The 10,418-nt window shown below is 35.6% G+C and carries 10 protein-coding genes; 7 read left to right on the top strand and 3 right to left on the bottom strand.

The genetic code is table 11. The features are described from left to right. A partial coding sequence (locus QVB70_RS03160) for a tyrosine-type recombinase/integrase (RefSeq protein ID WP_287583300.1) occupies positions 1-841 on the bottom strand: 841 nt, incomplete at its 3' end. A gap of 368 nt (positions 842-1,209) precedes the next feature. On the opposite strand from QVB70_RS03160, the gene QVB70_RS03155 reads away from it, so the two are divergent. The 7 genes from QVB70_RS03155 to QVB70_RS03125 all read left to right on the top strand — a co-directional run bounded on the left by QVB70_RS03155 (position 1,210) and on the right by QVB70_RS03125 (position 8,719). After that, positions 1,210-1,839: a hypothetical protein gene (locus QVB70_RS03155; RefSeq protein WP_287583298.1), complete on the top strand. Its 630-nt coding sequence runs from the start codon at positions 1,210-1,212 to the stop codon at positions 1,837-1,839. Between the two features lie 285 nt (positions 1,840-2,124). Beyond that, positions 2,125-3,444, top strand: a complete 1,320-nt coding sequence (locus tag QVB70_RS03150) for a winged helix-turn-helix transcriptional regulator (RefSeq protein ID WP_287583296.1) — start codon at positions 2,125-2,127, stop codon at positions 3,442-3,444. Between the two features lie 252 nt (positions 3,445-3,696). Beyond that, positions 3,697-4,083, top strand: a complete 387-nt coding sequence (locus QVB70_RS03145; protein ID WP_287583294.1) for a hypothetical protein — start codon at positions 3,697-3,699, stop codon at positions 4,081-4,083. 339 nt (positions 4,084-4,422) lie between these two features. Then, positions 4,423-5,748, top strand: a complete 1,326-nt coding sequence (locus QVB70_RS03140) for a winged helix-turn-helix transcriptional regulator (protein ID WP_287583291.1) — start codon at positions 4,423-4,425, stop codon at positions 5,746-5,748. 202 nt (positions 5,749-5,950) lie between these two features. Then, a complete protein-coding gene (locus QVB70_RS03135) occupies positions 5,951-7,144 on the top strand; it encodes a winged helix-turn-helix transcriptional regulator (protein WP_287583289.1) in 1,194 nt (397 codons plus the stop codon). 160 nt (positions 7,145-7,304) lie between these two features. Then, the gene (locus tag QVB70_RS03130) at positions 7,305-7,676 is read left to right on the top strand and encodes a hypothetical protein (RefSeq protein WP_287583287.1); all 372 of its coding nucleotides are present in this window, start codon (positions 7,305-7,307) and stop codon (positions 7,674-7,676) included. Positions 7,677-8,191: 515 nt separating this feature from the next. Then, on the top strand, positions 8,192-8,719 hold the full coding sequence (locus tag QVB70_RS03125) for a hypothetical protein (RefSeq protein ID WP_287583285.1): 528 nt from the start codon (positions 8,192-8,194) through the stop codon (positions 8,717-8,719). Between the two features lie 30 nt (positions 8,720-8,749). Here the strand turns inward: QVB70_RS03125 and QVB70_RS03120 are convergent, their stop codons facing one another. Continuing rightward, entirely contained in the window at positions 8,750-8,983 is a 234-nt protein-coding gene (locus QVB70_RS03120) for a hypothetical protein (protein ID WP_287583283.1), read from the bottom strand. Positions 8,984-9,125: 142 nt separating this feature from the next. Next, on the bottom strand, positions 9,126-10,418 hold a 1,293-nt coding region (locus QVB70_RS03115; protein WP_287583281.1), incomplete at its 5' end, for a bifunctional hydroxymethylpyrimidine kinase/phosphomethylpyrimidine kinase.

The raw sequence follows: 10,418 nt of genomic DNA, 5'->3' as shown, positions 1-10,418 counted from the left end.
GTCCCATACTCTCCTCGATCTGACTGTGTGGCATACCATACGCTTCAGCAACTGAACTAAATCCTTTCCGAACCGCGTGCATGGAAAACGGATTGAAGGTCCCATATTTTTCTAATTCTTCTGCCGTAGCAAGTCCTGCTCGTATTATTGTTTTTCGAACATTGTGTTGTACACTTCTTACCGAAACACGCCTCCATTCGCTTTTATATTTCCGAACGGTCACGAAGAGGGGGCTAGTATCTGTAATTTCTTCGACTTGTTGTTGTCGCCACTGAATGTATTTTCTAAGATACTGAATAGTATCCCGTCCCAAAACAAATTCCGCTTCAGTATCAGTCTTTTTCCGAACATATTTTACAATATATGCGTCTTCATCCCCTTCAAGTGCCTGTCTTACATCTCCATAGTCTAAATTGACTATATCGGAAATCGATATTCCCGTCTGAAAGCCTAGTGTAAAGATCGCTTTTTCACGAATATGTTTCGTAGAATCCACAAGTTGACGGATATGTTCTTTTCTTAGCGTTTCCCGTTCATATTTCCGCGGCGTGCGCCGCTTTGTTTGTATTATAATATCGTAGAAACGTAAAAAGGATTTTACAGCGCTCTCATTGAAAGCCGCATAATTAGCACTCTTTCCCTCTTCGCGTAAATGATTGTAAAATGTATTCAGCATGACTTTAATTTCAATTTTATCATTTTCTGCAATTGTAATAATTTCTGGCGGTGTTACATCAAAATATTCACAAAAACGTTTCATATTATAGATGTATTGTTTCGCTGATGACTTTTTCACGCTTGTGAGCCATTTTTGAATTTCTTTAAACTCTTCCACATTCATCGATATCACTTATTTCTGGTAGCAAGCTCCGTCCATATAATCTTTTTGACTGCAATAATTAATTCACTAAATGCACCTTTCACGTAATTCATTCTGAAGACTTCATTATTAACTAAATTTTCTTCAAATTTTGAATTAGTTTAAATGGCTAAAAATGTACCAAATTTTAGATTAATTTAAAAAATGATAAAAATTGTACCAAAATTGATTTTTAAAAAGAAATGTTAAGTTTAATGATGAAAACTGTACCAAAATTGATTTTTAAAAGAAGAACCTCTATTACATTTTAAATCAAATAAAAAGGAGATAAGAAACTGAAAAAAACAACAGCTATTTTAGGCGTTCTATTGCTTATAAGCGTTTTAATTATGAGTTTTGGTGTTGCCAAACCCATAAAAGCGTCGCCTGACTCAGTAACGGTCTTGCAACAGGACAACCATGCTCTAGAGAGTTTTTCTAGAGATGGAATTAAGGTTTTAGAAGATAATGCTAACAATAACCCGACTGATGATAGTGACGAAGGAGCAACTAATGATAGTGACGAAGGAGCAACTAATGATAGTGACGAGGGTCAAGTAGGAGACCACACAGAAGATATTGATAACAATGAGAGTGCAGAAGAAAATACCGCAGAAACAAATCTTATAGTAACTGTACTGATTAATGGTGAAGAGGCACCTACGACCACAGCAGAGGCACCTCTACAGGTTTCTGGAGATGTTGTCATTACCGTAAGTATTGAGAATGGCGGGCCAACCATTCTTATAGAAAAGCTGGACATTAAAACAACAACTTCTGGTGTTCAAGTCTCTTCTTTTGAATTGTATGGAGCGACACTCTCCTCTGGCACAAGCGTAGACTTTACAAATACAGTAAGCACAGGGTTACTCGGTTCTCTAGCAGAAATATTTACAGATCCCGTCTACCAAAGTCATGTAAGCATCGTCATGCAAAATGGCTGGGATTATGAACTTGTCGTTTATTGGCAACACATCTAACTCTGTTTTTCTGTTTTCTTTTTTTAAATTTTCAAATTGCACTTTAACGGCAATTAATGATGAATTCTGTACCAAAGACCTTTTTAACGTCTTTTTTTGTATAATAGTTAGCACAACTGTTTGCCTTTATTATGCCCATCTCTACCTTTCAAAAGATTGCTTCCTTAGTGAGCTCTTAGACTTCCCAGAAATATTAAAAGGTTAGATTAAGTTATTTCGTCACGATTCAGAATATCAGAATAAACATATCCTTATGAAAGTGGCTCCAAACTAGAGGACGCTAAATTGAAAATATCAAAGTTACTTTTATGTGGTCTAATCATTTCTCTATATGTAGGATTCGCAGTATCATTCATATCTTTTTATGGACCTAATGCAACTTGGAACAATTTAGAGCGCACTTATCCTCTTTCTGCAGCACATAACACAATAGATCAAAAATCGCATAACTCCCTTCTGAATATTTACGAAGATAAGGAAAAAACCAAAGAAGAAGCGGAAAATGAACTAAAGGAAGCAGAAAATAAGATAGCAGAGGTAGAAAATAAAATAGAAGAGGTTAAAACAAGTGGTTTAGATAGTAAAAGCATAGATGAAGCCAAAAACGCTATCGAAAAGGCAAAAGACCCCCTTACCGATGTTAAGAAGGAACTAGCAATTGGACACTATGATGAGGCTTATAGAAAAGCCGAAAAAAGCATAGATGACTGTAAGACCACTTTAGATGTACTAGTTAGTAGTGCTGGTGAAAATGACAGCAATGCTGGTGAAAATGACAGCAATGCTGGTGAAAATGACAGCAATGCTGGTGAAAATGACAGCAATGCTGGTGAAAATGACAGCAATGCTGGTGAAAATGATAGTGGAACCGATGGAAATTTTACGGGAAATGAGATTGTGGTGAACTTCTTCGAAGCATTTCAAGACATTCAACTGCCAGAATTTGTTGCGTATACTACAGTAAGCGCGATAGCTATCACGCATATCGTAACGTTAACAAATAGAAAAATCGCATTTAAATTTCTCGCGATGATTTTTAAGATAGGCGACGCTTTTTTTATCATTGGTAACGCTGGTTTCAAAATTAGTAACGCATTTTTTGTAGCTATCGGTGCAGTACTTCGTCCACCTTCAATCAGAAATATTAAAGAAGAAGATGTTTTGACAAGTGATACCCGAGAACAAATCTATAACTATATTTGCAATCACGAAGGCGCTCATTTTCGCGAAATTATTGGTCATGTCGATATAGGCCCATTTGCAGGTATCTGGCATTTGCAGGTGCTGGAAGATTTTGGATTTATTGTCTCTCGCAGACACGGTCATTACAAGATTTTCTACCCAACAGGTAGAAAGATACCATTGAAAGATCCTCGATTAGTGCTAAAGAATAAAACCGCTAAAAAGATAGTTCGTTTCATTTTAAAACATCCTGGAACATATCAGAATGAAATCGCAAAAGGATTAGGCAAATCACATGGAACGATACAATACCAGCTTAAAAAACTTGTAAACGCCAAACTAATTGAAGTTACAACTGACAATGGACGAAAGAAGTTTTTCATTAGCGAAGAAAAACTAATTAATTTAAGAGATCTAACCTAGGAAAACTGCATAGGTATTTGCCTGCAAAATTAATTTTTTAGGTATATTAAAAATTGTATTAAAAGAATTAATAACTATAAAACCGTTTATTATCTTACTCTCTTCGGAGTAAAATATCTAAAACAATCTAGAAAAGGTGAATATGTTTTAAAAAAACCTGTGACTTTCCTTGCGTTTCTATTCGTAGCATTATTCGCGATGACTGCCTTCGCCCCACTCTCAAGCGCTGCCTTTACTCACCAAGATCTAACGATGACACTATTTCTGAATGGATCAGATGTATCAACACATGATACTGCTAATAATCCACTTGTAATAAATCTCGATGAAGATGTAAAAGGAGAGTTCTCTTTCGCAAACAATGGGACTATTGTCCATCTTAACGACATTACTGTTGAACTTTATAATGTCCAGCCTGTTCTTTTCTGGCACTGGGACACAAAATTCTACGAAAATCAATTCGAAGTCGACGAAGACATCCCTGCAGGATTTGGAACGAAAGCCAGTTTTACTTTGTTCCTAAGCAATGTTGGAGAGAATAAAGAAGCACTTAGAGGACAAACCAATCGCATTGATGTGATTCTTAGCTTTGAAAGCATTCCAGACTTTACCATAACAGTTTATGTGGAGTTTGTGTAATCCTAATCTTTTCTTTTTATTTTTGATTTGATTTTTCAATGTGCTTCTAATGTAATACTATTTTTCAATACCCTCTTGTATAATATGCTGTTCTAGATTAAACTGGAAAGTAACAAAATCTGTACCAAAAGTGATTTTTAGCAAAATAAAATCAATTAAGATGGAAAACCCAGTGTACCAAGTTGTGAATGGAGCAAAGAATTTCAAATATTAAGTCCAAAAATATACATAGGAATAGATTAGAAAACAAAACAATTGCGTAGTGAGGTATTTTGTGAGGTAATAATAAAGCTATTTGTCACTAAAGTTATAATACCTCATTAAAATGGTGAATATATTTTGAAAAAAAATCTGCCCATCTTTATCCTGGTATTTGTAACACTAGTCACATTATCAGCTTTTATCTCCCCTGGAAATGCTGCTTATACACATCAAGACCTTACTATAACTGTCTTGATAAACGGTAGTGAAGTATCAAGTCACACTAAAAATAACCCACTTTTATTGGATGTAGATAACGATATCGAGATAGATTTTGATATCTCGAACACAGGCGAGACAATTCATTTAATAGACACATCAATTGAGGTCTATACAATCCAGAAAGCACTTTTTTGGGATTATGAAACAAAGATCTTTAAATACAACATCGATGTTGATAATGGTGACGAAGATGGCGATGGAAGAGAAGGTTTCGATATTGTTGCTGGATTGGCAGAATCAAAAAGTCTTAGATTAAGGTCAAAAGATATTGAAGAATACAAGGAACTAATGAGAGATCAAAGAGCTCGGGTTGATTTAACTTTCAATTTTGAAACTATATCTGACTATACTATTACTGTTTATATAGAAGAAGGTGTAGTTTCACCAGAAGCCTCCAATGACACGGAAACAGACGGAAATACGGAAGGTATTAGTGATAATGGAGTTACACAAGATACAGAATATACGATAGACTTATTTGACCCGTTTAGAGGGGTTGAAACGTCACAATTGATTTTATATACAACAGCAAGCGCTCTTTTAGTCTCATTTGTTGTAATGCAAACGAATAAAAAAATTGCACTCAAGTTTGCAGCTCTAATTTTCAAGATTGGTGAAATGTTTTTTGTTATTATAAGTGCTGAAGCATTTATTGTAGCTATTGGTACTGTAGTTCGTCCACCTTCAATTAGAAATCTTAAAGAAGATGAGGTATTAACGAATGATACCCGAGATCGAATTTATAACTACATTTGTTCTCATGAAGGCGCTCATTTTCTCGAAATTATCAATCATATTGATATTGGTCCATTTGAGGGCACCTGGCACTTGCAAGTTCTAGAAGATTTTGGGTTCATTGTCTCTCGCAGATATAAGCACTATAAGATTTTCTATCCATTAATTCCAGGAAAGATAATTCCACTGAAGGATCCCCGCCTTGTACTAAAAAGTAAAACTGCTAAGGCGATCGTTCGCTTTATTTTAAAAAATCCTGGAGCATATCAAAACCTTATTGCAAAAAAATTAGGGAAATCTTCAGGAGCGATTAGATATAATATGAAAAAGCTTGTAGACGCAAAAATAATCAACATTATGAAGGAAAATGGGCAAAACAGGTTTTATATTAACGAAAAGAACCTAGCTTTACGTAGAATTCTCCCTGAAAATGCGTTTTCAGTGTAAATACAAATTCTTTTAATGATAAAGCATTTTACTTAAATCAAATTGCTGGATCTTTTATTTGTGAATTTCTATAGTATGTTTTTTATTTATTAAATCGATTTTAATGCATTCTAAAACTTAATAATTTAATTATATATTATAGAGAACCAATAAGAAGTCTATTGGCTTCCAAACAAGGGATGAAAGCATTTTGAGAAAATCTGTGTCTGTTCTAGTTTTCATTTTTATGATGCTTTTCACCATTAATGCTCTTGTTTCGTCTCTAAATGCCTCATATACACACCAAGACCTCACATTCACAGTTTTAGTAAATGATAATGACATATCTCTACATAATACTAAGGAAAATCCGCTTGTAATAGATATTGAAAACGATATAGAAATAGATTTAGATATATCAAACGCTGGCGAATCTGTTCACCTAATCGATGCGTCAATCGATGTCTATACAATTCAAGAGATTCTCTTATGGGATCAAGAAGCGAAAGTTTTTACACATTACATAGATGTCGACAATAATGATGAAGACGGTGATGGAAAAGAAGGTTTTGATATTGAGTCGGGAATGAGTGAATCCCGTAATTTTGTTGTATATTCAGAAGAGATTAAAGAGTATAAAGAGCAAATTAGAGGTCAACGAGTGCGTGTTGATATCAACCTTAACTTTGAAAGTATCCCAGACTATTCTATTACAATATACCTAAAAGAAGGGCAAATAGCATCTGAAGATTCTAATGGCTTATTTGAATTTTTCAAAGGGATTCAAACGTCACAATTGATTGTATACACTTCAATAAGTGCGATAGCCGTCTCGTATATCATTATACTTACAAATAGGGAATTTGCCTTCAAATTTCTGAAAAAATTAGCTATATTTTGTGTAGCTATTGGGACAGTAATTCGTCCACCGGCGGTTAGAAATCTTAAAAAAGATGAAATTTTAACGAATGTTACCAGAGAGAAAATGTACGACTATATTATCAATAATGAGGGTGCCCATTTTCGTGAGATTATTGATTATATCGATATAGGACCCTTTGCAGGAGTTTGGCATTTACAGGTTCTAGAAGATTTTGGATTTATTGGCTCTCATAGATATAAGCAGTACAAAGTTTATTATCCAACTGGAAGAAAGATTTCACCGAAGGATCCCCGATTAATATTAAAAAGCAATACTGCTAAAGCGATAGTTCAATTCATTTCAAAAAACCCTGGGGCATACCAGAATCTTATTGCAAAGCAATTAGGGAAATCTCAGGGAACCATCAGATATAATATGAAGAAGCTTGTAGACGCAAAAATAATTAACGTTATACTGGAAAATGGACAAAAGAAGTTTTTTATTAACAAAAAGAATCTTGTCTTACGAAAAATTCTACCTGAAAGTTTTGTTTAGGCGTGAACTCGATTTTTTTCATGCAAAAAATGCCCCACAATCGATTTTTGGCATGTGCAAACGGTGTACTAAAAGGCTTATCAAATAAACTCTATTATATCAGTTTTAACTGATAAGTAATTCTAAATAATGAAAATCAAAAAAATGAGGAGAGAATAATATGGAAAAACGACCTATTGGTATCACCCTTTTAGCAATACTAGTCTATATCGTTGGTATCATTGTATTAGTCCGAGGATTGATTTTCCTAGGGGTTATAGCAGTCACACTACTTACGACACCGTTGTGGGGCGTAGGTAATGAGTTGATTTTAGGGATTGGCTGGATTTTCCTAGCGCTTATAATGATGGCTGTGGGAAGTGGATTATGGTACATGAAAAAATGGTCTTGGTTTGCCACTACCGTACTCGCAGTAATCGGTTTAATAATTTCAGCGTTAGGCTTGACTGCTACGTGGCTTACATTTGGTTCATTCCTAGTTCTAACGATATATCTTTTGTATGCACTCAAATATTTCTGGAAGACTCAATAATGGCTCTTTAGATTGAGTAGCATTTCGATATCAAGAACTCCAGATTTTTCATTTTTTTATCTTATTATTTATTTTACCAAACTAGACTTTTTCCAGGCTTATTTATTAAGTCTAAACAATCTTTTTCACAAGTATCTGCCTTTAGCAATTCATTTCTAACTAAAGTGGGCAGCATTCTTGCTTTGTTTCAAATTAAAAAACCTTATAGTAAGGGAAAAAATTGTACTAAAAGAATTATTAAAGATGGAGATCTATTTATCTTACAAAAAGCCAAGCAAGAAAGCACCAATGTTTTAGCGTGGTGATGAATGGCGTTGGGTTCATATAATCTGGTGCTCCTTGCGTCTATGAGTACCTACGGGGCGTAGGGATGTTAAGCCTGTGGAGATAAGACCTCCGTAACCCGCCAGGGGATCGAGTCTGTCGTAGAAGCAGGAAGCCTCAAGGCTTAAGCACGAGGTAGCTCACTCAGATAATTGGATAATGAGAAAAGACTTTAGGAAAGGTGAATTATTTTGAGGAAATCTACATCAATAATTGGTTTATTGCTTGTAGCTCTATTTGCACTTAGTACGTTCGCTCCGCTATCTAATGCAGCATACACACACCAGGATCTAACGATGACAGTTTTAATAAACGGCAATGATGTATCTCAGTACAATACTAAGGATAACCCACTTACAATAAACGTTGACAATGCTATCAGTGTAGACCTCGCTATTCAAAATAACGGTGAGACGGTCCATCTCACGGATATGTCCATGGAGATTTATTCTGTCCAAAGGATTCTAGGAATCTGGGACTGGGAAGTTAAGATCTATACGCACAACATCGATGTCGATAATGCTGATGATGATGGTGATGGAAAAGAAGGGTTTGATATCCTTGCTGGACTGGACGAAACTGATAGTTTTACTGTAGCTGCTGAAGAAATCGCAGAGTATAAAGAAGAAGTAAGAGGTCAATCAGTTCGACTTGATGTGATTTTTAACTTTGAGACAATCCCAGACTTCACTGCAACAGTGTACATCGATTTCGTTTAGTTTATCTTCTTTTTTTTATTGTGATTGTTTTTATGATTTTATCTCAGGCTTGTCTCCCCTGACAATCAGCCAAATTATCAAACCGATTATCCCCGTAATCAATACGATAATTAACCACAATGCTCCGCTCTCGCCCCTCTTTTCGGCATCTCTATACACCCAGACTGCAATCAATATAGCAACTACAAACCATATAACTCCAATGGCTATCATAAGTGCTAAAATACCAAAACCGAATAGAATTTCTGGTGGTGGAGGTTGCAAACTTACTCACCTTCTATTGAAGTAGACTATATACATCATATCTATAGGTAAAACGTTCTGTATGGAGCTCCTTCTTTTTATAATTTTTCTTGAAGGTACCCTCTATTTTCCGCTTTAAACCTTCGCATAATCCATGTAAATTTTAGGGCAGATTTTTTGAAATTCTTAAGACCTTTTGGGCAACAGCTAATGCTGAATTGCCCAATATTGTTATCATTGGTTCTTTTCCCAAGTCACCGGTGTGGTAGATAACGTCTGGCACTCTTCCAACAGCTTCAATCGCTTGCTCAGCGCCCCAAGCTGTTGTTTTGCCCTCTTTCGTTTTTATATCCTGAGGTTCCTTTTTACGGTCATAACAGGAAATTAAGAAATTCGATTTTTTACATATCTCAAGAATTTCTTCAGAATAACGCAAATTCATTCCAGCTTTAATTAAAGGATCATATCTTTTTGCAGTTAATATAGTGTTCGCTACATGCTGAGATACGCCGAAAGTTGGACACATAACAGCTTTTATTCCATCCTTTGTAGCAGTTATTCGCCCTGGAATACCAACAACATCTTTAGCGTCTATAGCATAAGATGTAGCCATAATTAAGTTTGATCGTACTTCTGGAATGAGTTGAATCATTTTTGGATTTTTCTCAAGTTTCTCAAGCGCATTTTGTACATCTTTTAGAACATAATATCTCTCAGCTTCGTTGTAAAGATGGGCCATAGGACTAACGGGGCCATATCCTTTACCAAGTGGGAGTCCATGTCGTATTCCTTCGGTAATAAGGTCTTTTGCAACAATAAAAGCTTCGTTTATATCTTTTCCTTTAGCGATTTCAGCAGCAATTGCTGCAGCAAAACAACATCCAGTTCCATGCGTCGTTTTAGTATCAATTCTTTCGGAGGTCACTGTAACAAATTCCTCATTATAATATAATACATCTATTGAACCATCCTCAGAAAAAATATGTCCTCCTTTTACCACGACTGCCTTTGGACCTAATTCTGCTAGGTTTATCGCCGCTTTCTTGGCGTCTTCAAGGGACTCTATCTGCATTCCAGAGAGTTTTTCTGCTTCATGAGCATTTGGAGTTATAACATCAGCTTTTGGGAGGATATGGGAGATCAAACTATTCACAGCTTCCTCTTTGAGTAAAGGAACACCACTTTTTGATATCATAACGGGATCAACAACAGTAGGAAATCCCTTATTTTCGATTTCCTCTGCAACTACTTTAATAATTTCAACAGTGTGAAGCATACCCGTTTTAGCAGCATCCACACCAATATCGTCCCAAACTGCATTAATTTGAGCGCTTATTAAATCAGGAGATATATCTTGAATCGCGGTTACATCAACCGTATTTTGTGCTGTTACTGCTGTGATTGCGCTCATTCCATGAACACCGAGGGCTGCAAATGTTTTTAAGTCTGCCTGAAT

The organism is Candidatus Borrarchaeum sp., from assembly GCF_019058535.1.
Taxonomy (GTDB): Archaea; Asgardarchaeota; Sifarchaeia; order Borrarchaeales; family Borrarchaeaceae; genus Borrarchaeum; species Borrarchaeum weybense.
This window is presented reverse-complemented; position numbering and strand designations above follow the sequence as displayed.

Coding starts and splice junctions, on each gene's coding strand:
- QVB70_RS03155 (WP_287583298.1), top strand. CDS start 1,210: ATGAGTTTTGGTGTTGCCAAACCCATAAAAGCGTCGCCTGACTCAGTA.
- QVB70_RS03145 (WP_287583294.1), top strand. CDS start 3,697: ATGACACTATTTCTGAATGGATCAGATGTATCAACACATGATACTGCT.
- QVB70_RS03130 (WP_287583287.1), top strand. CDS start 7,305: ATGGAAAAACGACCTATTGGTATCACCCTTTTAGCAATACTAGTCTAT.